The 23162-nt window shown below is 61.1% G+C and carries 23 protein-coding genes; all 23 read right to left on the bottom strand.

The window, feature by feature from the left end; translation table 11 throughout:
* Nucleotides 1-8 precede the first annotated feature (8 nt).
* The 23 genes from KI613_RS05165 to asd all read right to left on the bottom strand — a co-directional run bounded on the left by KI613_RS05165 (nucleotide 9) and on the right by asd (nucleotide 23154).
* The gene (locus KI613_RS05165; RefSeq protein ID WP_226404128.1) at nucleotides 9-500 is read right to left on the bottom strand and encodes a hypothetical protein; all 492 of its coding nucleotides are present in this window, start codon (nucleotides 498-500) and stop codon (nucleotides 9-11) included.
* The gene (locus tag KI613_RS05160) at nucleotides 497-1258 is read right to left on the bottom strand and encodes a hypothetical protein (RefSeq protein WP_404826984.1); all 762 of its coding nucleotides are present in this window, start codon (nucleotides 1256-1258) and stop codon (nucleotides 497-499) included. The genes KI613_RS05165 and KI613_RS05160 overlap by 4 nt, the downstream gene beginning before the upstream one ends.
* 46 nt (nucleotides 1259-1304) lie before the next feature.
* The gene (locus tag KI613_RS05155; RefSeq protein ID WP_226404126.1) at nucleotides 1305-1859 is read right to left on the bottom strand and encodes a type IV pilus modification PilV family protein; all 555 of its coding nucleotides are present in this window, start codon (nucleotides 1857-1859) and stop codon (nucleotides 1305-1307) included.
* Nucleotides 1849-2298, bottom strand: coding sequence for a pilus assembly FimT family protein (locus tag KI613_RS05150; RefSeq protein WP_226404125.1), 450 nt, complete (start codon nucleotides 2296-2298; stop codon nucleotides 1849-1851). The genes KI613_RS05155 and KI613_RS05150 overlap by 11 nt, the downstream gene beginning before the upstream one ends.
* A gap of 58 nt (nucleotides 2299-2356) precedes the next feature.
* Nucleotides 2357-2767 (bottom strand): type II secretion system protein, encoded by a 411-nt coding sequence (locus tag KI613_RS21285; RefSeq protein ID WP_319004091.1) that lies wholly within the window; start codon nucleotides 2765-2767, stop codon nucleotides 2357-2359.
* A 24-nt stretch (nucleotides 2768-2791) separates the two neighbouring features.
* Nucleotides 2792-3358 (bottom strand): prepilin-type N-terminal cleavage/methylation domain-containing protein, encoded by a 567-nt coding sequence (locus KI613_RS21220; protein WP_264181454.1) that lies wholly within the window; start codon nucleotides 3356-3358, stop codon nucleotides 2792-2794.
* Between the two features lie 60 nt (nucleotides 3359-3418).
* On the bottom strand, nucleotides 3419-3847 hold the full coding sequence (locus KI613_RS05135; RefSeq protein ID WP_226404124.1) for a type II secretion system protein: 429 nt from the start codon (nucleotides 3845-3847) through the stop codon (nucleotides 3419-3421).
* Nucleotides 3848-3854: 7 nt separating this feature from the next.
* Nucleotides 3855-5081, bottom strand: coding sequence for a type II secretion system F family protein (locus KI613_RS05130; RefSeq protein ID WP_226404123.1), 1227 nt, complete (start codon nucleotides 5079-5081; stop codon nucleotides 3855-3857).
* A 6-nt stretch (nucleotides 5082-5087) separates the two neighbouring features.
* Nucleotides 5088-6797, bottom strand: a complete 1710-nt coding sequence (locus tag KI613_RS05125) for a GspE/PulE family protein (protein WP_226404122.1) — start codon at nucleotides 6795-6797, stop codon at nucleotides 5088-5090.
* A gap of 126 nt (nucleotides 6798-6923) precedes the next feature.
* A complete protein-coding gene (locus tag KI613_RS05120) occupies nucleotides 6924-8201 on the bottom strand; it encodes a DEAD/DEAH box helicase (protein WP_226404121.1) in 1278 nt (425 codons plus the stop codon).
* Nucleotides 8202-8385: 184 nt separating this feature from the next.
* Nucleotides 8386-9567: an O-succinylhomoserine sulfhydrylase gene (locus KI613_RS05115; RefSeq protein ID WP_226404120.1), complete on the bottom strand. Its 1182-nt coding sequence runs from the start codon at nucleotides 9565-9567 to the stop codon at nucleotides 8386-8388.
* A 2-nt stretch (nucleotides 9568-9569) separates the two neighbouring features.
* Nucleotides 9570-11111 carry an amidophosphoribosyltransferase gene (gene purF, locus KI613_RS05110; protein WP_226404119.1) on the bottom strand — a complete coding sequence of 514 codons (1542 nt, stop codon included), beginning with the start codon at nucleotides 11109-11111 and terminating at the stop codon, nucleotides 9570-9572.
* A 12-nt stretch (nucleotides 11112-11123) separates the two neighbouring features.
* Entirely contained in the window at nucleotides 11124-11615 is a 492-nt protein-coding gene (locus KI613_RS05105; RefSeq protein WP_226404118.1) for a CvpA family protein, read from the bottom strand.
* Entirely contained in the window at nucleotides 11612-12358 is a 747-nt protein-coding gene (locus KI613_RS05100; RefSeq protein ID WP_226404117.1) for an SPOR domain-containing protein, read from the bottom strand. The genes KI613_RS05105 and KI613_RS05100 overlap by 4 nt, the downstream gene beginning before the upstream one ends.
* A gap of 2 nt (nucleotides 12359-12360) precedes the next feature.
* Nucleotides 12361-13671 (bottom strand): bifunctional tetrahydrofolate synthase/dihydrofolate synthase, encoded by a 1311-nt coding sequence (gene folC / locus KI613_RS05095; RefSeq protein ID WP_226404116.1) that lies wholly within the window; start codon nucleotides 13669-13671, stop codon nucleotides 12361-12363.
* Nucleotides 13668-14537, bottom strand: coding sequence for an acetyl-CoA carboxylase, carboxyltransferase subunit beta (gene accD, locus KI613_RS05090; protein WP_226404115.1), 870 nt, complete (start codon nucleotides 14535-14537; stop codon nucleotides 13668-13670). Before accD ends, folC begins: the two co-directional genes overlap by 4 nt.
* Nucleotides 14534-15340: a tryptophan synthase subunit alpha gene (gene trpA, locus KI613_RS05085; RefSeq protein ID WP_226404114.1), complete on the bottom strand. Its 807-nt coding sequence runs from the start codon at nucleotides 15338-15340 to the stop codon at nucleotides 14534-14536. The genes accD and trpA overlap by 4 nt, the downstream gene beginning before the upstream one ends.
* Nucleotides 15340-16539 carry a tryptophan synthase subunit beta gene (trpB, locus tag KI613_RS05080; RefSeq protein ID WP_226404113.1) on the bottom strand — a complete coding sequence of 400 codons (1200 nt, stop codon included), beginning with the start codon at nucleotides 16537-16539 and terminating at the stop codon, nucleotides 15340-15342. Before trpB ends, trpA begins: the two co-directional genes overlap by 1 nt.
* Entirely contained in the window at nucleotides 16526-17152 is a 627-nt protein-coding gene (locus KI613_RS05075; protein ID WP_226404112.1) for a phosphoribosylanthranilate isomerase, read from the bottom strand. Before KI613_RS05075 ends, trpB begins: the two co-directional genes overlap by 14 nt.
* An 81-nt stretch (nucleotides 17153-17233) precedes the next feature.
* The gene (gene truA, locus KI613_RS05070; protein WP_226404111.1) at nucleotides 17234-18022 is read right to left on the bottom strand and encodes a tRNA pseudouridine(38-40) synthase TruA; all 789 of its coding nucleotides are present in this window, start codon (nucleotides 18020-18022) and stop codon (nucleotides 17234-17236) included.
* Nucleotides 18019-18540: a hypothetical protein gene (locus KI613_RS05065; RefSeq protein WP_226404110.1), complete on the bottom strand. Its 522-nt coding sequence runs from the start codon at nucleotides 18538-18540 to the stop codon at nucleotides 18019-18021. Before KI613_RS05065 ends, truA begins: the two co-directional genes overlap by 4 nt.
* A gap of 135 nt (nucleotides 18541-18675) precedes the next feature.
* The gene (locus tag KI613_RS05060) at nucleotides 18676-21861 is read right to left on the bottom strand and encodes a FimV/HubP family polar landmark protein (protein ID WP_226404109.1); all 3186 of its coding nucleotides are present in this window, start codon (nucleotides 21859-21861) and stop codon (nucleotides 18676-18678) included.
* 159 nt (nucleotides 21862-22020) lie between these two features.
* Entirely contained in the window at nucleotides 22021-23154 is a 1134-nt protein-coding gene (gene asd / locus KI613_RS05055) for an aspartate-semialdehyde dehydrogenase (protein ID WP_226404108.1), read from the bottom strand.
* Nucleotides 23155-23162 lie beyond the last annotated feature (8 nt).

The raw sequence follows: 23162 nt of genomic DNA, 5'->3' as shown, positions 1-23162 counted from the left end.
CGCAACACTCAGCAATCAAAAGGTGCAACGGTGATCACCAGCGGATCCCGGCATTTTTCCAGCGTCACCTCGACCTGGCGCTCGATGCCTGGCGCCTTCACGCCGATGGCGGTGGCTTGCGAAACAATCCGGTAGATGCGAATCAGGCGACTCCCCTCCGTCGTATCCCAGCTCTGGCAGTTGACCGCCACGTTATGGCCGAGCACGACCGTATTGGTGTTGGCACAGGCGGGCAGCCCGGCGCCCTGGGCATTCGGGTCGAGCTGGAACATGCCCCACTCAGCACCGGCCCGCGCCGCCTGGTAGGCGCGCGCGCCGCCGATGTCGGCGGCCATGTTCACGTGTGCCGTCGACACGACGTTGGCGATGACAGCAGCCAGGACCGCCATGAGCAACAGCAGAAAGACGCCGGTGACAATGGAAACGCCACGCTGGCGCCCTCTCGGCGAAATTCCTGATTCCGACGGTCGACCGGAAAAAATGGGCAAATTTGAAATCATGGCGTGTTCAGTACATCGACCTGATGCAGCAGCTGGACCGACTCACCGTTGAGCGTCAGCGTCAGGCGCAGGACGACCAGCCCGTTGCGTTGCAGAATGGCCGGCACGTAGTTGAAGGAGCAGGCAGCCACGTTGTCGGCCATGACCGCCGCGATGCCGCCGAGCGCAGCAGGCACCGGCGGCCAGGCGTGACCGTATGCAAAACCCGAGCGCCGGATCAATTGCCCCGTCGCCACGCTGCATTCGTAAATTACCGGCGCGCCGACAATCTGGAAGCGGTGTTGCGGCGAGGCCAGCGGAAACTGCGCGCCAGCCGGGGCGAAGATAATGTTGCTCAGGCCTGCCCCGGGCGTCACGGCCCGCCGGCTGGTGCCTTCATAAACGTCCGACCCGGGTTGGCCCAGATTGAAAACGACCAGCTGGTCCCCGGCTGGAATCGTCACTGACGGCCCGAGCACATCAAAAGTACTGTCGATGTTGCTGCTGAAATCAAGGATGTCACCGCCAGCCGCGGCATCCAGTTCCGCCCGGTAACGGCCGGCATCGCGAATCGGCACAAACTCGAGGAAGTTACCCGACAGCCGGACACTGTTGGGCAGCGCCGCCTGCAAATCCCGGGCGATCCGGCGCAGCGTGGTGTCGGCCGCATCGGACAACTCGGCGCGGTTGCCAGCATCGAGGTAGGCCTCGACCTGCCCGCGCCCGAAGATCGCCACCATCGAAACGACGATGCCGGTAATGACAATCGAAATGATCATCTCGACCAGTGTGAATCCACGGTCAACCGGAAAAAACGGCCGAAAATCAAATGCGCGGCGCATAGCGGAAACGGTAGCCAGTCAGGGTAAAGGGTTCAGCGGCGCCAAAGGTAACCGTCACCGTGACACTGAGCGCCGCCGTATCGTCGGCCAGGCCCATGACATTGCCAACGCGGGCGATGACGATGTTGGCCGTATAGCCGGCCATGGCATTGCTGCCGGAAGGATCGTCGATGGTCGCCATGGCGCCGTGATAATCCGCCACGTTGTCGAAAGCCGGGGTGGCACCTGCCGCATAACGGGTCTCGCCCGCCGGCGTCGGCCCGAAGGCATTTTGCGGATTGGCGCAATCGGCATAGGACTGCGCCGTCGCCGCCGCTACATCATCGGGATCGCACCAGGTGAATGGCTGGTGCAGGACTTCGTTGAGCAGGGATTCGGCAATCGCAACCAGTTGCTTGGTCACCATCGGATTGGCGCTGGCCCGGATCGCCGGGTTCATCACCGAGACCAGGCCCATCACGCCAACGCTGACGATGACGATGAACACAATCTGCTCGATCAGCGTTATGCCGCGCTGCAAGGCTGGCCTAATGAACATAACCCGTTTCCGCCTCAACGGTGATCGCCAGCGCGGCGGGAAGCCCGGAGACATTGATCAACGCAGCCGCAGCAGGTCGCCCGGCCGCATCAAAAATAACATCGGCCGGCAGGGCGGCAAAATTGACACCGCCAGTTGCCGTCACCACCAGCGGCGTGCTTTCCGGCCCGACCAGCGGAATGCTGACTGCGCAATTCACGGCACCAAAGGCAGCCAGGCTAAACGTAACGCTTGCCGGTGGCGAGGAAAAACTGGCGCAAACCGTCCGCCGACTGGCAATGGCAGATTTCTGGGCGTAACGCAAACCGGCCACAACGCGATCGCGAAAACCGCGCTCGTCGAAACCTGAGGTGCCGCTCCATTTTGGAATCATGACAACCGCTAGGATGCCGATGATCACGATGACAGCTACAAGCTCAATCAGAGTAAAACCCTGCATTCCGGTACTACAAGGCAAAAACCCGCCAGCAGGCGGGTTTTTACTGAGCAGGATAGACTTACTGGACACAAATGATGGTTGCGGTCGCGGCCGTACCCTTGGTCGGCGTTACCGTGCAGCTGACGGCGGTACCATCCTGAGCCGCGAGCGCACAGCTCGTGCTTCCGACTTGAGCAAAGGTATAGCCGGTAGACGGCAGCGGCGTCTGCATAATCGAATCTATTACAGTCCGAGTACAAGGCGTGGCCGAGGTATAGGCAACACCCTTAGTGTTATTACTACCCTTGCGGGCTGCGTAATTCACCGTAGCAGCCGACGAAATACCGCCGGCAATGCCGGCCGCAGCAGCCGTGGATGCCTCATCGGTCAAATCAACAAATTTCGGCAATGCCGTTGCCGCCAGGATGCCGAGAATAACGATCACGACCACCAGTTCGATCAAGGTAAAACCTTTTTGCATAGCTTTCATCACCAACTCCTAAAAATTAAAAAATTAACATCCGGTCGTGGTCAACCCGCTGACCGGTGCCGCTTGATTCGGCGCCGTCGGTTGGGTGTAGGTAAAGAAACAGGTGGCCGCAGTCGTCGCCCCGAGTACGCCAAAGGTGGCGACACCGCCGGCTACGTCGTAGGTATAGCCTTCAGCCTGCAGGTCCTGGGCTGTCGGATTGAATACACCGGTAAGGCCCGCCATGGAGAGAATGCCGGCTGTGCCGATTGCCGTCACCGCCGGGTAGGCGTAGACCATGTTGACCATCCCGCTTTCGGTACAAACGGTGCCGGTCGCACCGGTCGCGTTGTTGGCGAAGCCACCGCCAGCACAAGCTACCGTATCGGCAATCCCGGCCCGCGAAAAGGCTGTGGCATGGACCAGCGCCGCAGCCGCCGAGACGCTGCCCCGAGCCGCCTGCAGCTTGGCGATGCGGGCATCGCGCTGCAAATTGACAAATCTTGGCAAAGCAACAGCGGCCAAGATGCCGAGAATGATGATAACGACGATCAGTTCGATCAGCGTAAAACCGAACTGGCCTCGCCTGCGCTGGATGGATTGATGGTTCATATCTATATTATCGACTATAAGTTTTATTACTTTAGACATATTGGCATTCCTTCTCAACATTTATTCGCGTTGATCTTCAAGTCGCAACAAACCGACCCCTGCCACCACAGCCTTCGGGCTATCCACGTTGCCGTCGCGACTGAGCCGGAATCTGGCCCGATGCCCGTCGCGAAAGCGGTAAACCAGTTCCCTTGCCTGGTGGTCGAAGTACCAGACTGCATTGCTGTCCGGCACGCCATCCATTTCCCCCAGATAGTTTCCCGGCCTACTGGCCACCCAATCGAGTGGGTTGTCACTCTTCGGCAAACTGCCACCAAACGTTTCGCGGTGCGCCACCACTTCCATCAAGCCTATTCTTATTGCTGCCACGTCCGCCTGCACGCCGGCCTCTTCCATTTCATTGCTCGCCCGCCCCAGCGCCTTCAGTAGCACCAGAGCGAGAATACTGATCAGGACGACGACAACCGCGAATTCGTAATAGCGCCGCATGGCCGCCTCAACGCTTGATGGCGACCTTGCCGAGGTCCCACATCGGCAGGAAGATGCCCAGCGCCAGCACGAGGACCAGCGCACCAAGACAGACAATCAGTATGGGCTCGATCTGCTGGCCCAGGGTCTTCAATTCATATTCGACTTCGCGCTGGTACATCTGGCCGACTTCTTCCAGCATGTCATCGAGCGCACCGGATTCCTCGCCGACCGAGATCATCTGCAACACGACTGGCGAGAAAAACCCCGAGGCGATGGCCGAACGGACGACGCTTTCACCGCGTTCGACGGTGTCGCGCATGCCTTCGATCTTGGCGGCGATAAAGCTGTTATCGACCGTTTGCGACGAGTTGGTCAGGGCTTGCATGACCGGCACGCCACTGCGCATGCCGAGGGCGAAGCTGCGGGAAAATCGGGCCATCGCCGCCTTGCGGACGATTTTTCCGGCAATCGGAAAATGCAGCACCATTGATTCCCACTGCATGCGCCCCGCCGCGGTGGCAACCCAAGCCCGGAAAATGAATACGGCAGCAACGGTGCCGACGAGCATGGCCGGCCACCAGGTCACCATGAAATTGGAGAACCCAAGCAGTATTTGCGTCATCAGCGGCAATTCCGCGCCGAAGCCCTGAAAGACCTTGGCAAAGGCCGGGATGACAAAAATGTTTACGACCACAATGGCCGCCGCCATGGCCATCACGACAAAGGTCGGGTAACGCAGGGCCGACTTGACCTGTTCGCGCATGAAGCGCTCAAATTCGAGGTGATCAAACAGGCGCAGGAAAATTTCGTCGAGCAGGCCGGTCGCTTCGCCGACCCGCACCATGGAAATATAGAAGGGGTTGAATACTTCTGGATGGCGGGCCAGTGACACCGACAGTTCGCGGCCGGCCTCCAGGCTTTCGCGGACATCGCGAATGACGTCCTTCATCGCCGGGTTGGTCGCCGACTCCTGCAGGCCGCTCAAGGCGCGCATGATCGGCACACCAGACCTCAGCAAGGTGTGAATCTGCCGCGAGAAGAGGAGGATATCGACGTGTTCGACTTTGGGCTTGAAGAAATTCAAGCCGGCTTCGCCAGCACTCTTTGCCTTGACGCGGGTTTCCTGGATCGAGACCGGCGTGATGCCGCGACCGAGCAGGACATCGGCGACGTTGCCCGAGGTGGCGCCTTCGAGCACGCCCTCGATCAGGTTGCCGCCACCATCCCGACCCTTGTAGGCAAAGTTGGCCACGCCGGCTTATTCCTCGAACTGGTTGCTGATGCGCATGGCTTCGGAAACCGTTGTCCGGCCCGAAAGCACGAGACGGACGGCATCGCGGCGCAGCGTTTCGCCGGCCATCTGCTGGCGGGCAACGCGCATGAATTCGCCTGGGTCTTCGTGGTTGATCGCTTCGACCACGGTGTCGCTCATTTCAAGAAACTCGTAGACGCCGCTCCGCCCCTGATAACCGGTGTTGGCGCAATGGGCGCAGCCACGACCATGTTGGTAGGTGTGGTCATCAATGCCATTACCCAGCTCATAGCGCAGCCATTCATGCTCGTTCGGCGTCAGCGCATAGGCTTCGCGACAGTTGCTGCAGATCAACCGGACCAGACGCTGGGCGATGACCATGTGCACCGACAGCGCGACCATGTAGCGCGGGACGCCCATGTCGAGCAGGCGGATCGGCGTCGATACGGCGTCATTGGTGTGCAGGGTGGACAGCACAAGGTGGCCGGTCATCGCGGCGCGCATGCCGATTTCGGCCGTTTCCTGGTCGCGCATTTCGCCGATCAGCACGATGTCCGGGTCCTGGCGCAACACGGTGCGCAGCACGCGCGAGAAGGAGAGGTCGATCTTTTCGTGCACCTGCACCTGATTCAGACCACCTAGCCGGTATTCGACCGGGTCTTCGACGGTAATGACCTTCTTCTCGGGGCTATTCAGTTCGTTGAGCGCGGCATAGAGCGTCGTCGTCTTGCCGGAACCAGTCGGGCCGGTAACCAGCACCATGCCGCTCGGTCGTTTCAAGGCATGGCGGAGGCGCTCGAGCACACGGGGCGGCATGCCGATCTTGTCGAGTTCGAGCAGGCCGGTGTTCTGGGCAAGTAGACGCATGACCACCGATTCGCCATATTGTGTCGGCAAGGTCGAAATCCGGACATCGACCGGATTGGCCCGTACCTTGATATTGAAACGGCCATCCTGCGGCAGGCGTTTTTCGGAGATGTCGAGCCCGGACATCAGCTTCAGGCGCAGCGCAACAGCCGATGAAACCTTGCCGTCGGCTTCGGTCTGGATGTGCAGCACGCCGTCGATACGAAAACGGATGCGCAGCGATTTTTCCTGCGGCTCGAAATGGATGTCGGAAGCGCGCAGACGCATCGCTTCCTCGAACACCGTTTGCAGCAGCTTGACGACCGGCGCATCCTCGGCGCCCGGATTGAGGCCAAGCAGGTCGCCGAATTCGATCGGCATGTCGCCGAGTTCGGCCGTCAGTTCCTTGGCCAGCCCGGTAATCTGCTCGCCACGGTGATAGACGCGGTCGACCATGGCCAGCAACTGGCTCTCGGTAACGACAGCGAGGTCGATCTCGCGTTTGACCAGACGGGTGATTTCGTCATACGCCTGCAAGTCCGTCGGATCGGCCAGGCCGATCAGCAAACGGCCATCCGGCAACTGATCGAGCACCATGGCCCGAAAACGCCGGGCCGGTGCTTCCGGTAACAGTTTGATCAGATCCGGCTTGGGCGTGAAATTCTTGAGGTCGACAAAGGGAATCCGCAACTGTCGGGCCAGCGCCTGCGAGATGCCTTCCTCGGTGACGTAGCCGCTCTCGACAAAAACCCGCCCGAGCTTGCGCCCGGTACGTTTTTGCTCGTCGAGCGCCATCTTCAGTTGTTCCTCGGTCAGCAGGCCTTGCTGAATCAGCAGGTCACCGAGCCGGACTTTTTGCGGGGGGGGCATCCCGACCTCCAAAACACCTTAAGAAACTGCGTTAACAATATGAAGTTACAGCTTAAGTTTCCACAGTAGACGTTTTTTCGCCCCCCGACAAGTCAGCCACGCCATTAGTTCCCGCGTGGCTGGTGATCAGCGATGCCGGTTGCCGCTGTGATGTTGCTGCGGTCGACTCGGGTTTTGCGCCGTTTTCTTCGCCTGTGGCCGGCCGGGTTGCGGCTTGCGCACGCCGCGCGGCGGCTGCACCGGCTTGGGCGGCGCGATGGCCGATGCCTCGAAGCCAGGAATGACGAGGCGCTCGAGATCGCGCTTGATCAGTCGTTCAATGTCGCGCAGGCTACCGCGCTCGTCGTGGCTGACCAGCGAGATCGCCTTGCCTTCCATGCCGGCCCGGCCGGTCCGGCCGATGCGGTGCACGTAGTCTTCGGCGACATCGGGCAGCTCATAATTGATGACGTAGGGTAAGGCATCGATATCGATGCCGCGCGCCGCGATATCGGTTGCCACCAGCGCCACCAGCTTGCCCTCCTTGAAATCGGTGAGGGCCCGCGTCCGCGCCCCCTGCGACTTGTTGCCGTGGATAGCCGCCGAGCTGATACCGGCTTTTTCCAGCGTCTTGGACAGCGCATCGGCGCCATGCTTGGTCCGGGCGAAAACCAGCACCTGATGCCAGCCGCGGGTCTCGAACAGGTGACAGAGGAGTTCCTTCTTCTGGTCGCGGTTGGTTTCGATGACGCACTGGGCCACCGTTTCAGCCGCCGTATTGCGCGCGGCGACGTCGACCGAGGCCGGATTGTGCAGCAGGCCGGCGGCCAGTTCGCGGATGTCCGGCGAGAAAGTGGCCGAGAACATCAGGTTCTGCCGCTGTTTCGGCAGCAGGGCGATGATCTTGCGGATATCGCGGATGAAGCCCATGTCGAGCATGCGGTCGGCTTCGTCGAGGACCAGTATCTCGATGGCCGAGAGATCGGCCGTGCGCTGCTGAATATGGTCGAGCAGGCGACCCGGCGTCGCCACCAGAATATCGACACCGCGGCGCAGATTGGCAATCTGCGGATTGATGCCGACACCGCCGAAAACAGCCAGCGAGACGATCGGCAGATGTTTGCCGTAGGTGCGCACGCTTTCTTCGACCTGGATGGCCAGTTCGCGCGTCGGCACGAGGACCAGTACGCGTGGCTTCTTTGTGACGCGGGCGAGATGCCCGGCCGGACCGCTGGACAGCCGGTGCAGAATGGGCAGCGTGAAACCGGCCGTCTTGCCGGTGCCGGTCTGGGCCGTGGCCATCAGGTCGCGGCCGGTCATGACGGCCGGAATGGCCTGCTGCTGGATGGGGGTCGGCGTGTCGTAACCTTGGTCGGCAACGGCGCGCAGGAGTTCGGCCTTGAGGCCGAGATCGGAAAAATGCATGGAAATCCTTGGATAAAGCCTGACCAGAAGGGACAGGATGCAACGAGACAGCGAGGGTCAGGAGAAACCGGATTTCAATTTTGGGCATTTTTTCCGGTTGACCGTAGCAAACACGGTTAACCGGAAAAACACCGAGATCCGGCGGTTGCGCCCCCTCGCTGGCGGCGCGGAAAAATTCAGACGATCAGATCAGGCTCAGTCCACGCTCAAGATCGGCCTGCAGATCCTCCACCGCTTCGAGGCCGACGGCGATGCGCAGCAGCCCTTCATTGATGCCGGCCGCGGCCCGGGCTTCCGGTGAAATGCGGCCATGCGTGGTGGAGGCGGGATGGGTAATGGTCGTTTTGGTGTCGCCGAGATTGGCGGTAATGGACAGCAGGCGGCAATTATCGACGACCTGCCAGGCTTGTTCGCGAGCCCCCTTGACTTCGAAGGCGACGATGGCGCCGCCCGATTTCTGCTGGGTCTTGGCCAGTTCGTGCTGTGGATGCGAGGGCAGACCGGGATAGAAAACGCGCGCCACTTTCGGATGCGCCTCGAGCCAGGCAGCCAGTTGTGCCGCATTGGCCGATTGCGCTTCAACACGCAGCTTCAGCGTTTCAAGGCCTTTGAGCAGCACCCAGGCATTGAAGGCCGACAGCGTCGGACCCGCCGTGCGCAGGTATTTGAAGACTTCTTCGGTCAGTTTCTTCGGGCCGCAGACGGCACCGCCCAGCACGCGGCCTTGCCCATCAAGGAACTTGGTCGCCGAATGGATGACCAGATCGGCCCCCATGTCGAGCGGACGCTGCAGGATGGGCGTGCAGAAACAGTTGTCGACGGCGACCAGGATGCCCTTGGCGTGGGCGATCCCGGCCAGCGTCCGGATGTCGGCGATTTCAGTCAGCGGATTGGACGGCGTTTCGAGGAAAAACAGCTTGGTTTCCGGACGGATCGCCGCTTCCCACGCCGCCGGATCGGTATGCGACACAAAGGTGGTCGTGATGCCGGTACGCGACAGGATGTTGTTGAACAACTGCACCGTGGCGCCGAACAGGCTGTTCGAAGCGACGATGTGGTCGCCCTGCTTGAGGTGAGCCAGCACAGCGGCCATGATCGCCGACATGCCGCTCGCCGTGGCGACGCAATCCTCGGCGCCTTCCAGCGCGGCAAGGCGTTCCTCGAACATGGTGACGGTCGGGTTCGAGAAGCGGGCGTAAACGTTGCCCTCTTCCTCGCCGGAAAAACGCTTGGCCGCCTGTGCTGCGCTCTTGAAGACGAAACTCGAGGTCAGGTAAAGCGCTTCGGAATGCTCGCCGAACTGGCTGCGCTGCTGGCCGGCACGAACAGCCAGCGTTTCCGGACGGTATTCTGGAAAATCAGACATGGTCAATCCCGTGCATCCTCGGCCAGTTGCAGGACGAGTTGCTGCGAGGCGCGGCCATCGCCGTCGTCGTCGCTGCCCTTGCCACCCTTGCTACCACGCTTGCCTTCGACCGCGTCGAGGTAATAATCGTCAATGTCGCCCGTGATGTAGCAGCCATCAAAGCAGGAAGCATCGAACAGCGTGAGATCGGAGCGCAACGAGGTAATCGACTCCTTGAGCGCCTCGATATCCTGATAAACCAGCGCATCGGCACCGATTTCGGCGGCGATTTCCTCATCCGTACGGCCCGTGGCGATCAGCTCGGCCCGGGTTGGCATATCGATGCCATAGACGTTGGGGAAGCGTACCGGCGGCGCAGCCGACGCAAAATAGACCTTGGTCGCGCCAGCAGCGCGTGCCATGTCGACGATCTCGCGACTGGTCGTGCCGCGGACGATGGAGTCATCGACCAGCAGAACCCGCTTGCCCTTGAATTCCTGGCCAACGGTATTGAGCTTCTGACGCACCGATTTCCGGCGCATGGCCTGACCCGGCATGATGAAGGTGCGGCCGACGTAGCGGTTCTTGACGAAGCCCTCGCGGAACGGAATACCGAGCACCTGAGCCAGTTGCATGGCGGACGGACGGCTGGAATCCGGAATCGGAATAACAACATCGATCTCTTCGACCGGGATGTGCTTCTTGACCTTCTCGGCCAGCATTTCGCCCATGGCCAGACGGGATTCGTAGACGGAAACACCGTCGATCACCGAATCCGGACGGGCCAGATAGACGTATTCGAAAATGCACGGCGCGTACATCGGCTGCTGCGCACACTGGCGGCTGTGGAACTCGAAGTTGAAGTCGATGAAGACTGCTTCACCCGGCTCGATATCGCGCACCATCTTGAAACCCAGTGTATCGAGGGCAACCGATTCGGACGAAACGAGATACTCCATGCCTTCCGGGGTTTCATTCTGGCCATAGACCAGCGGCCGGATACCGTGCGGATCGCGAAAGGCCAGCAGGCCATAACCGGCGATCAGCACGACGACCGCGTAGGCACCGCGGCAACGACGATGGACGCCGCCAACGGCCTGGAAAATAGCATCGACATCGAGCTCGTAACCGTGCGCCGCCGACTGCAGTTCATGCGCCAGCACGTTGAGCAGGACTTCCGAGTCGGAATTGGTATTGATGTGCCGGCGATCAAGGCGGAACATCTCGCCCTTCAGTTGCTCGGCATTGGTCAGGTTACCGTTGTGACCAAGGCAGATGCCGAATGGCGAATTGACGTAGAACGGTTGCGCCTCGGCAAAATTGTAGGCCGAACCGGCTGTCGGGTAGCGGACGTGGCCGATACCGCAATTGCCGGGCAGCGCCCGCATGTTGCGGGTGCGGAAGACGTCGCGGACCAGCCCCGGCCCCTTGTGCAGGTGAAAAGTATTGTTCTCCGCCGTCGCGATCCCTGCCGCATCCTGGCCGCGGTGCTGAAGCACCATCAGGCCGTCGTAAAGCAGCTGATTGACCGGCGTTGTCGCCATTACACCCAAAATCCCGCACATAGTATTTCCTGCTTAGCTAAATCGAATTCGTTTTGCCAAATCGTCGGGCAGCCAAGGCTTGGCGGCCATAACGACGGTTTCCAGAGGCGCCGCCAGCGTGGCGTTTTTCCACCACGACTGCGTCGGGGCAGAGGTCATGCCCCCCAACCCGACCAGCACCATGCACACCAGCACTCCGCGCGCCAGTCCGAAGATCATGCCGAGAATGCGATCCGAGACGGACAGGCCCAAGGCTTTGACCATGCTGCGTACCACCATGTTCAAAACCGCCATCGAAACCAGAATGCCGACAAATATCACTACACAACCGGCCAGCGTCCGCAACGCTTGATCGCTCAAGCCGGCAAAAACGGAATGCCCGACCGAGGCACCGAACTCGATCGCAGCAAAAATCCCGACGCCCCAAGCGACCAGCGCGATTACCTCGCCAACCACGCCACGCCACAAACCAAACAGCAGCGAGACAGCGACAATCCCGATTACAACGTAGTCAAAACCCGTCATGGCTTGGCCGCAACGACTCCGCTGACACCGATCCGCTTCATCTTTTCCAGTGCCTTGTCGGCCGCCTCGCGACTGGCGAATGGTCCGGCCCGAACGCGGGTTTTCTTGCCCTGCGGCGTATCGAGCGGCTCGCTGAAAGTCTTGATGCCTTCCTCGCTGAGCTTCGCCTTCAGGCTCTTGACGTTGGCCTCATTCGAAAAGGCACCGATCAGAACCAGATATTCACCACCTTTGGCGGCCGGCTTGGTCTCGGCTGCCTGACCGGCCAGAATCGCCGCAGCGCGCTTGGCATCGTCGGCCTTGGGCTTCTCGACCGGCTTTTCGGCCGGCTTTTCAGGGGCTTTTACAGCCGGTTTTTCGGGGGCTTTTTCCGGCTTGGCCGCCGGTTTTTCAACTGGTTTCTCGGTCGGCTTGGCATCCTTGGCGACCTCGACAACGCGGGCTGTCGGCTTGACTGCCGGCTCGGCCACGACGGCCTCCGGAGTAGCCACGGCCGGCGGCACCACAGGGGTCTCGACAATCTTTGGCGCGGCTCTCTCTACCGGTGCAGCAGCAAATTTCGGCGCAAACGGCTTTTCGTCCTGCCCTGGAATACGGATTTCGACATCCTGCACGGTCTGGCGCGGTTCGTGATCCATCACCATGGGCAGCACAACGGCAACCACGGATACGAAGAATATCGCCCCGACCAGACGGCGGCGGGCGCGTTTCTTGAGGTGCAACTGGGCGTCGTTGTCGTCCATGACTAGGGTCTTTTCCGTAGCGTTTCTAGCGCTCCGGCTACCGTGTAGAAGGATCCAAAGGCGAGGATTCTATCACTTTCAGCGGCCTGCCCCTTGGCTGCTTGCATGGCAGCCTGCGCGGAGGGGTGGCAAACCACCTCGCCACCGAGCACTGTTTCGGCAATGATCCCGGCCAGCGTCTCGGCGCTGGTTCCTCGCGGACCAGCCAGTGTCGCCAGATGCCAGACATCAACCTTACCCTTCAAGGGGGCCAGCGCGCCGACGATATCCTTGTCGCTCAACATGCCAAGCACAGCGAAGGTCCGGTCGAAAAAGCCCATGCTCGACAGATTGTCGGCAAGCACCCGGATCGCCTGTGGATTGTGGCCAACATCGAGGACGATAGCAGGCTTGCCGGGAACAACCTGAAAGCGCCCGGGCAGTTCGGTTTCGATCATGCCGGGACGGATGGCCTGCATGGTCACCGGCAGCTTGTCGCCGAGCGCATCAAGCGCAGCCAGGGCGACAGCTGCATTGTAGAGTTGGGTCGGGCCGCGCAGGCCGGGATAGGCCAGCGCACGCTTGATTAGCTGGCCGCCGGAAAGGCACCACCAGCGCCATTGCAGGCGGTTTTCGTTGGTTTCGGCAGCCGGCCGCTCGAAGCCGAAATCGCGACCGATCAGGCGCAGATCGGCGCCAATGGCTGCGGCGTGGGCTAGCAGGCTTTGTGGCGGATTCGGGTCGGCACACAAGGCCAGCTTGCCGGCGCGGTAGATGCCGGCCTTTTCGAAGCCGATGCTTTCGCGATCCGGCCCCAGCCAGTCGGTGTGATCGAGGGCCACGGTAGTGACGATGGAAACATCGGGTTCGTAGGCGTTGACCGCATCGAGGCGCCCACCGAGGCCGACTTCGAGGACGGCTGCTTCAACACCGGCTTCGGCAAAGACTTCCCAGGCGGCCAGCGTACCGAATTCGAAATAGGTCAGCGCGACGTTGCCGGCCTGTTGGCGAGCACCTTCGACGCGAGCGAAGGCGGCACACAAGGCCTCATCGCTCACTGATCGACCGTTCAGGCGCACCCGCTCGTTGTAAGCCAACAGGTGCGGCGAGGTGTAGCAGCCGACCTTGTAGCCGGCGCGGTCGATGATGTTTTCGAGATAGGCGCAGGTCGAGCCCTTGCCGTTGGTGCCACCGACCACGATGACCGGGCAGTGTTGGGTCTGTCCCAGGGCATCCTTGACCTGCCGGATACGGTCGAGGCCCAGCTCGATGCCGGCCTGACCTTTCGGGTGCAGGCCTTCGAGGTGAGCCAGCCAGTCTTCGAGTGTCTTCAAGCGGCAGCCGGCAGTTTTTGCAGCAGAGCCAGGACGCGGGCGACCTGATCGCGCAGTTCGCGACGGTCGACAATCATGTCGATGGCGCCCTTTTCCATGATGAACTCGGAGCGCTGGAAGCCTTCCGGCAGCGTTTCGCGGACGGTCTGCTCGATGACGCGCGGGCCGGCAAAGCCGATCAGCGCCTTGGGTTCGGCAATGACCACGTCGCCAACAAAGGCGAAGGAGGCGGAAACGCCGCCCATGGTCGGGTCGGTCAGGATGGAGATAAAAGGCAGGCCGGCTTCGGACAGTTTGGTCAGCGAGGCCGTCGTCTTGGCCATCTGCATGAGCGAGAACAAGCCTTCCTGCATGCGGGCGCCACCGGATGCGGTGATGCAGATGAAAGGCATCTTGTGCTCGACGGCGGTTTGCACGCCGCGTACGAAGCGTTCGCCGAGCACGGAGCCCATCGAGCCGCCCATGAAGTCGAACTCGAAGGCCGCAGCAACGACCGGCATGGTCTTGATGGCACCCTGCAGGACGACCAGCGAATCGCTTTCACCGCTCGATTCATTGGCATCCATCAGACGATCGGGATAGCGCTTGGAGTCCTTGAATTTGAGGCTGTCGACCGGCAATACCTCGGCGCCGATCTCGAAACGGCCTTCGGCATCCAACAGGATATCGAGGCGCTGGCGGGCATTCAGGCGGTTGTGGTGGCCGCACTTGGGGCAGACCTGCAGGTTGTTTTCCAGATCGGTCGCGTAGAGCACTGCCTCGCAGGACGGGCACTTGCTCCACAGGCCTTCCGGCAGGTTGCCGCGGCGCTGGGCGCCTTGCTCGCGCTTGATCTTGGGGGGCAGCAGTTTGGTCAGCCAGCTCATTTTTTCACCTCATCCACACCGCGACGAATGTCTGCAACCAAGGCTTTCACGTTGGCACAGGCAGTTTCCGCGGTCGATTTTTCAATTTCTTCGATAATCCGGCTGCCGACGACAACGGCGTCGGCGATAGCGGCAATGCGAGCCGCGGTAGCCGCGTCACGGATGCCAAAACCGACCCCGACCGGCAGACCGGTCTTTTCGCGGATCAGCGGCAGACGCTCAGCCACCGCCTCGACGTTGAGCGCGCCGGAACCGGTAACGCCGGCCAGCGAGACGTAATAGACGTAGCCACTGGCGATTTCGGCCACCTGGGCGATGCGCTCGGCGTTGGAAGTCGGGGCCAGCAGGAAGATCGGATCCATGCCGTGCGCCTTCATCGCAGCACCAAAGCTGGCCGCTTCTTCGGGCGGGTAATCGACGACGAGTACGCCATCGACCCCGGACTGCGCGGCCTTCTCGGCAAATTTCTCGAGGCCCATCGCCTCGATCGGATTGGCGTAGCCCATCAGCACAACCGGCGTTTTGTCATCAAGCGTACGGAAGGCGCTGACCAGTTGCAGCACCTTGCGCAGCGTCATGCCCTTGGCCAGGGCGCGTTCGGAGGCGCGCTGAATGGTCGGGCCATCGGCCATCGGGTCGGAGAACGGCACGCCGAGTTCGATGACATCGGCGCCGGCCTCGACCAACGCCTGCATGAGCGGCAGGGTCAGTGCGGCATCCGGATCGCCGGCTGTGATGAAGGGAATCAGCGCCTTGCGGCCTTCGGCGTTGAGCCGGTCAAAAGCGGTCTTTATGCGCGACATCAGAAAACGATCCCCGACTTCTCGGCCACGGTGTGCATGTCCTTGTCACCCCGGCCGGAGAGATTGACCAGCAGAATCTTGTCCTTCGGCAACGTCGGCGCCAGTTTGGCGGCGTAAGCCAGCGCATGGCTGGATTCGAGCGCCGGGATGATGCCTTCGATGCGGCACAGGGTGTGGAAGGCGGCCAGCGCTTCGCTGTCGTCGATCGGCTGGTATTCAGCACGGCCGATATCCTTGAGCCAAGCGTGCTCCGGACCGACGCCCGGGTAGTCCAGACCAGCCGAAATCGAATGAGTTTCGATGATCTGGCCGTCTTCATCCTGCAACAGGTAGGTCCGGTTGCCATGCAGCACGCCGGGCACGCCAGCGGTCAGTGAGGCCGAGTGGCGGCCGGTTTCCATGCCGTCACCGGCGGCTTCGACGCCGATCAGGCGAACGCCCTCGACGTTGATGTAGGGATAAAAAATTCCCATCGCGTTGGAACCACCACCGACGCAGGCAATCACCGCATCGGGCTGACGGCCGGTCATTTCCGGCATCTGAACCAGGCATTCTTCGCCGATGATTTTCTGAAAATCGCGGACCAGCATCGGATACGGATGCGGACCGGCGACCGTACCAATGATGTAGAAGGTGTTGTGGATGTTGGTGACCCAGTCGCGCATCGCTTCATTGAGCGCGTCCTTGAGTGTCTTCGAGCCGGATTCGACCGGAACGACGGTGGCGCCGAGCAGCTTCATGCGATAGACGTTTGCCGCCTGACGCTTGACGTCCTCGCTGCCCATATAGACCACGCACTCCATGCCGTAGCGGGCAGCGACTGTGGCCGTGGCGACGCCGTGCTGGCCGGCGCCCGTTTCGGCGATGACGCGCGGCTTGCCCATGCGCTTGGCCAGCATGGCCTGGCCGATGCAGTTGTTAACCTTGTGGGCACCGGTGTGGTTGAGGTCTTCACGCTTCAGGTAGATCTGGGCGCCACCAAGCATTTCCGACCAGCGTTTGGCGTGGTAGATCGGCGACGGACGGCCGACAAAATGTTTGAGCTCGTATTCGTATTCGGCCCGGAAGGCCGGATCGGCCTGCGCTGCGGCGTAGGCTTCCTTCAATTCATCGAGCGCGCCAAACAGCGTCTCGGCCACGAAGACGCCACCGTAAGGGCCAAAATGGCCCTTGGCGTCGGGGAAGTTATATTGACTCATCGGCTTTCCGTACAGCCGCCACGAAGGCAGCGATTTTCGAGTGATCCTTGATTCCCTTGCCCGCTTCGACGCCAGACGAGACATCGACGGCCACCGGGCGCACGCGCCGCACGGCATCGCCGACGTTGTCTGCGGTCAATCCGCCGGAAAGCACCAGATACGATGGGAGATTCGGCGGAATCAGCGTCCAGTCAAAGACATGGCCACCGCCACCGTAGCCCTCGACAAAGGCATCCAGCAACAGACCCCGGGCGTCGGGAAACGAGCCGGCGAATTCTACCAGATCAAGCCCCGGCCTCACTCGTGCCGCCCGCAGATAGGGCCGGGCGAACTGGCGGCAATAGGCAGCATCCTCGTCGCCGTGAAACTGCAGGACGTTGATGGGCAGGGCCTCGCAGGCCGCTCGTACGACGTCCGGCGCTTCGTTCACGAACAGGCCGACGACATCGACAAAAGGCGGAATTCGCTTGGCCAGTTCGGCCGCCCGCTGCGGAGTGACGTAGCGCGGGCTGGGCGGATAGAAGACAAAGCCGATCGCATCGGCACCAGCCGCCACCGCCGCGTCGACATCCTCTTCGCGGGTCAGACCACAGATTTTGATCCGTGTTTTCATGAATTCTTCATTCCTACGGTCAACCTGAAAAAACGGCCAAAATTGAAATCGCTGCTTGAATGAAAATTTGGCCCGAAAGCATTATTTCAACAGCCCATCGAGAAAATCGTCGTCCGGATCGGGCAGACCCCAGTGCGGTTCATAGATCGGGCCGCGGAAATACAGGCCATCCGGCGAAAACGTCGGCGCCGCCAGCTTGCGGTCCTGCATCTGCAACAACTCGTCGACCCAACCGGGCGACTGCGCCCCCTTGCCGATATAGACCAGCGTACCGACCAGATTGCGCACCATGTGATGCAGGAAGGCACTGGCCTCGAAATCGAAGATGAACAGGCTGCCGCACTGCCGAACATCAGCCCGCGCCAGCGTCTTGACCGGTGATTTGGCCTGGCACCCGGCAGCGCGAAAAGCCGAGAAATCATGCTCGCCGAGCAGTCGGGCGCAGGCATCCTGCATCGCCGCCAGTTCGAGCGTTCCATGAAACCAGCCAACCCGTCCCGCCCACAAGCCCGGCCGCTGCGGCCGATTGAGCAGCAGATAGCGGTAACGCCGGCCACGGGCGCTGAATCGCGCATGGAATTCGTCGTCCACCGCCTGCGCCCAGCGCACGGCAACGCCTGCTGGCAAATTCGAATTGACGCCACGCACCCAGGCCGTCAGCGGACGCTCGACCGAAGTCTCGAAATGCACGACCTGATGGCTCGCATGCACGCCGGCGTCGGTCCGTCCCGCACACATCACGCCAACCGGCATCCCGGCGATTTCGCGCAGCGCCGACTCCAGCGCATCCTGCACCGTGCCGCCGCCGGCCTGACTTTGCCAGCCATGAAAGGCAGTACCGCAGTATTCGACGCCCAAGGCAATTCTCACAACAATGCCGCTCCCATCAAGCCAAGGCCAGAGGCCAGCACCAGCAAACTGTCGCGCAGATGCCATGGCGCCAGACTCAAATGCAGAGACTCCTGCCCGGACGAGTCAGACGGCTGGGCCGCCAGCATCCGCTTCCACGCCCCTTTTTCCGGAGGCTCCTGAAGGTTCTCAAGCACCAACGACAGACGGACGACAACACGCTCGCTATCAAAGCCAAGCCCGCGAACCGGCTGCAGCAGCCCCCACAGGCCGGCAATCATCCCTTCGTGGCCGAGATGCAGGAACAGCCAGGCCAGGCAGGCCAGCATCGCCACCAGACGAGCGGCCTGCAAATTGGCTTCGGCCACACCTTCAAAGGTTGGCGCCCAGGGCAGGTCGTGCAGAGCCTCGCCCGGCGTGTTGTAGGCCAGAATCAACCAGAGAGTCAGCAACAACCAACGCGCCCGCCTGATGTACACCCACCAGCGACGAAGCAAGGCAGGGTTCAGCAGCAAGGCACCGGCTACGAGCAGGAGCATGGCGGCATAGCCGACGAACTGAACGCCGATAACCGCTGCCAGCCAAACGATCAATGCGCAAGAAGGATGCAAAACCGGGCTCCCGAAATGCACACGGCCCCTTGCGGGGCCATGTGCCGATCACAAGCCTGAATTCTACCCGCCTATGCGGCCGAGTATCGTGCGAGCCTGTTCAACCAGATCAATCGAGCCCTCGCCAACCACTTCCTGCAGCAGCTCGCGAGCCCCTTCGAGATCGCCCATTTCTTCATAGGCCTTGGCCAGATCCAGCTTGGTATTGACCTCTTCCCACTGCTCGTTGTGCACCGGCGCCTCGTCAGCTACAGCACCGTCAGCCGATGGCGCATCAAGCGGCGCCATTTCAGCCGGAGCGGCACTCACCTCAGCTGGCGCAGTTGGCGCTGCCTCCGGTGGCTCGGAAAGATCGAGATTGATCGAACCGATATCAAACTCCTGCGTTCCCATGGGCTGGCCAAGGAACATCGAGTCAGTCAGCTTGACATCGAACTCCAGCGAGTCGCTATCAACAATACCGGCGTTGACCACGGTGTCAGCCAACTTGGCATTGTGATCATCACCGCCAAAATTAAGGATATTCGAATCGATCAGTGTATCCGTGCCGGCCACCTGATTGACCACGGTCCTGGACATCGCCGCGTCCGCATCGTGACCGAGTTCGACAGCCTGCGGCTCGTCCTGATGTGGAACCTCGGCTCGCAGCTCTTCGGGCAACTCTTCTCCACCAACCCAGGTGCCCAGACCGACATCAAGATCGTCGGCCATTTCAGCGACCGCCGACGGCATCACCAGAGTACCGTCCGGAGAAAAATCAGGCGCCGATGCAGCAGGCTCCTCTTCAACCAGCGCTTGCTCGGCAACGTTGAAATCGAGATCCAGACCGGTATCGCTCGGCTCTTCCGGCGGAACCACCTCCACGCCAGCAGCTGGTGCCAGCTCGCTACCCAGATCGAAATCGAGGGCATCCGAATCACTCACCGAAACCACGGTATCGGTATACGGCTCAGCCTCAGCATCCGCGGCGATTTGGCTCTTGATCTCGGGAGCAATCGTCTCCGCGCCAAGATCAAAGTCAAGTGTCATTGCATCCTGCCCGAGGTCCAGAGTCTCGGCTGCGGCCTCATTTTCGGCCTGCGGCTCCGGCTCTTTCGGGAGAACCAAGGTGTCATGCTCGAAATCATCCGACAGATCGAGCGCCGCAGGGACAGCCTCTGCTTCGGGCTCAAGCTCCGGCTCAGGGAAAGTCGCCAGCGACTCTGGCATCGTCGAGGGTAGATCGGCAGGAATATCAACAGAAGCGTCGGCCATCGGCGCTTCCGGCTCAGCCGACATCTCCGGTGCAGACTGAGCATGCGAGGCTGAATATAGCGGATTGTTCGGATCGAGGCCCAAGCCAAGTAGCGCAACTTTTGCCCAATCCGGGCCAACACCGGCTGTCTGGGCATACAACTCGCCAGCCAGCGTTTCAAACTGCTTCACGCTGTGACGGTTGGCGTAAATTTCCAGCAGCTTGGCGTGGATGGCGGTGCGTTGCGGATCCTTCTGCAATGCTTCAAGAAGGATTTCCTCAGCCTGGGTATCACGGCCATAGGCCATGTACACATCAGCCTCGGCAACCGGATCAACCTCATCGGTATCGATCGTGCCCGGACCGGTCTGGCTGAACTCGCCAGTCTGCGGCGGGGTATTGCCCGTATCAATGCTCTGGCCACCCGTCATGCGGAATACGGAATTGGGACCAAGGCTGGACGGCATCGGCAGCGCCGTCGTTTCAACAGACGCGCTCCGGGTACGCCGACGGTTGTACAGGAAGTAGCCGGCCAGCAGGGCAAGAACTCCGCCGCCGCCAACCAGGGGAAGCGGGTCTTCGAGCAAGGAGTCTACGAAGCTCGGCTCGGGTTCGGGTTCCGGCTCAGGCGTCGGCACAGGAGCCGCCACCTTCGGCGCCTCCGGCTTCGGAGCTTCGACGGGTTTTGGTGGTTCGACCGGCTTTGCTTCCTCAACGGGCTTGGCAACCTCGGGGGCCTTCGGCGGCTCTACCGGCTTGGGAGCCTCCACCACCTTCGGCTCGACCGGCTTGGCTACCTCGACAGGCTTCACCGCCTCAACCGCCTTGGGCTCTTCCTTCTTGGCAGGCGGTTGCTGCAGTTCAGCCAGCTTCTGGTTCTTCATCTCCAGAAGCTTTTGCAACTCATTGACGTTCTTTTCCAGTGTCTGCAGGCGATCCTGCGCTTCCTTGAGCGCCTTGTCCTTGGCTAACTGATCAGCCGTCTCGGCCGCCTTGCCGGCAGCAACACCCTTGGCTGCCGGATCGGTGCGTGCCACCTTGACCTGATCCTTGGACTGCTCGGCCGGCGCGGCTTTCTCTTCTACCTTGGCCGTGATTTTTCCGGCGCTGGTCTGGGTTGACGCACCGTCCGCAGTTGGCGTCCTGGCCGTGGAAGCGGCCAGCTTTTGCCGATAGTCATTCCAGTCACGCGCCTGGGCGACATAGACTTTTCTTGCTTCGGCCGGCGAGACCGACTCGACCGCAGACTGTTCGGGAATATTCAGAATGGCGCCAGCTTTAAGGCGATTGACATTCTGGGCTACGAAGGCATCCGGATTGCGCTGGAACAAACCAATCAGCATCTGCTCGAGGGAAACCCCCTCATACTTGTTTTCGGCAGCAATCTTGCGCAGCGTTTCGCCCTGCTTCACAACATGAGCCCCGGCACTCTCCGGTTTCTGCTTGGGCTCGGCCGCAAGCTTGGGAGCCGGAGCAGGACGGGGTGCAGGCGCAGCCTTGACTGGTACCGACCTTGACTCACCAGCGTAACCGCCTCCGCGCACCGTCTCCACGACCCGCGCCTCGGCAACCGGGCGCGACGACTGGGAAGCCATCATTTCCGGTGGATCCAGGAGGAAGGTGTATTCGCGAACCAGGCGGCCGGCCGGCCAGTTCAGCTCAACCAGAAAATCCAGGAAGGGTTCGTTGATCGGCTTGAACGAACTCACCTTGACCACCGACTGCCCATTGGGGCGCTTCTCGACGGTGAACCGGAGGTCCATCAAAACAGAGGCGAAATCGACACCAGCCTGTTTGAAGGCATCCTGAGGCGCGAGACGAGCGGTCATCCCGCCCAGTTCGTCCCTTGTCGCGCCGATATCGAGCTCGGCCCGCAAGGGCTGCCCAATACCCGACAACACCGTGAGTTTGCCCAGGCCGGCAGCCTCTGCAATCCACGGGGAAATTGAAAGACAAGAAGCGACAGCAAGCGCGGCGGCGCGTTTCTTGAACCTGGTATGTACAGTTCCGTTCACGGCGAAACCCTGAGCGTCAATTTTGGGACTTTCAAATTAACATCATGTACTTAGCAATGCAAGCTAAACCCGCTTCTCAAACCTGCCCTTTTTGCATATCCCCAACAAATAAAAAGCCGGGGTCAAAGCCCCGGCTTTTAGGCGAAAGGATGATTCAGATCAGGCGTCGAGCAGAATACGCAGCATCCGACGCAGCGGCTCGGCGGCGCCCCACAGCAATTGGTCGCCGCAGGTAAAGGCTGCCAGGTATTCCGGACCCATGGCCATCTTGTGCAAACGACCAACCGGCACAGTCAATGTACCGGTCACGGCCGCCGGCGTCAGTTCGCGCTCGGAGATCTCGCGATCGTTCGGCACAACCTTGGCCCAGGGATTGGCCTTGGCCAACATGTCGCTGATTTCGTCGAGCGGCACGTCCTTCTTGAGCTTGATGGTCAGCGCCTGGCTGTGGCAACGCATGGCACCGATGCGCACGCACAAGCCATCGATGGGGATCGAGCCGGCGCTACGGAAAGCCGGCTTGCCGAGAATCTTGTTGCATTCCGCGCCACCCTTCCATTCTTCCTTCGACTGGCCGTTCTCGTAGGGCACGTCGATCCACGGGATCAACGAACCAGCGAGCGGCGTGTTGCGGAAGTTCTTCTTCGGGAAGGCATCGGAGCGGATGGTCTCGGCAACCTTGCGGTCGATATCGAGAATGGCGGACGCCGGGTCAGCCAGCAGATCAGCGACGGATGAGTGGATGGCACCCATCTGGGAGATCAGCTCACGCATGTTCTGTGCACCAGCACCGGAGGCAGCCTGATAGGTCATGGACGTTGCCCATTCGATCAGGTCGTTCTGGAACAGGCCGCCAAGACCCATGAGCATCAGGGAAACCGTGCAGTTGCCGCCGATCCAGTTCTTGCCGCCCTTGGCCAGCGCGTCCTTGATGACGTGCATGTTGACCGGATCGAGGATGATCACGGCGCCGTCAGCCATGCGCAGCGAGGAGGCGGCATCGATCCAGTGACCATTCCAGCCGGTAGCGCGCAGCTTGGCGAAGACTTCCTTGGTGTAGTCGCCCCCCTGGCAGGTAATGATGATTTCACAGGCCTTCAGGGCTTCGATATTGGAAGCATCCTGGAGCGGCAGCGAGGCTTCCTTGCCACCGAATACCGGGGCCTTGCCACCAGCTGCCGAAGTGGAGAAATACACCGGATCGATATGGGCAAAATCACCCTCTTCCACCATGCGCTGCATGAGGACCGAACCGACCATACCGCGCCAACCAACCAGACCAACCTTCTTCATCTCATCAC

Origin of the sequence: Ferribacterium limneticum (assembly GCF_020510585.1) — a bacterium.
In the GTDB taxonomy this organism is placed as follows: Bacteria; Pseudomonadota; Gammaproteobacteria; order Burkholderiales; family Rhodocyclaceae; genus Azonexus.
This window is presented reverse-complemented; position numbering and strand designations above follow the sequence as displayed.